The sequence below is a fragment of the Vibrio sp. 10N.222.49.C9 genome, from assembly GCF_041474985.1.
Classification (GTDB): domain Bacteria; phylum Pseudomonadota; class Gammaproteobacteria; order Enterobacterales; family Vibrionaceae; genus Vibrio; species Vibrio crassostreae_C.
The window spans coordinates 1-275 of record NZ_JBFRVD010000624.1 but is presented as its reverse complement, the minus strand read 5'-3'; the positions used below and the strand labels follow the sequence as shown (position 1 = coordinate 275).

The window sequence follows — 275 nt, the reverse complement described above, 5'->3', positions numbered from 1 at the left end:
TTTCACTACACGACTCATTTGCATAAGATCGCGCAAGCTATAATTTGGGTTTCTTTGCACTTTAAGGCTTGCATATATAAAACCGATCAGCGGTGGTATCATCGCAATAACGACACCTAATACTGCAGATTCCATATCTATTTTATTACCAAAAAACACTTCAAATAAAACTACACCGATGGCTAATACTACTTGGCAAAGAATAACTCTTTTTGCAGCAACAAGAATGTCCCCGCTGATTCCATCCAGCCTCATAATTTAACCTCGTATTTAGC

The 275-nt window shown here is 37.8% G+C and carries 1 pseudogene; it reads right to left on the bottom strand.

Annotated features, from left to right (window positions below):
* Positions 1–255: pseudogene (locus tag AB4585_RS24790) on the bottom strand (ATP synthase subunit I); the annotation flags it as partial.
* Between the last annotated feature and the right edge of the window lie 20 nt (positions 256–275).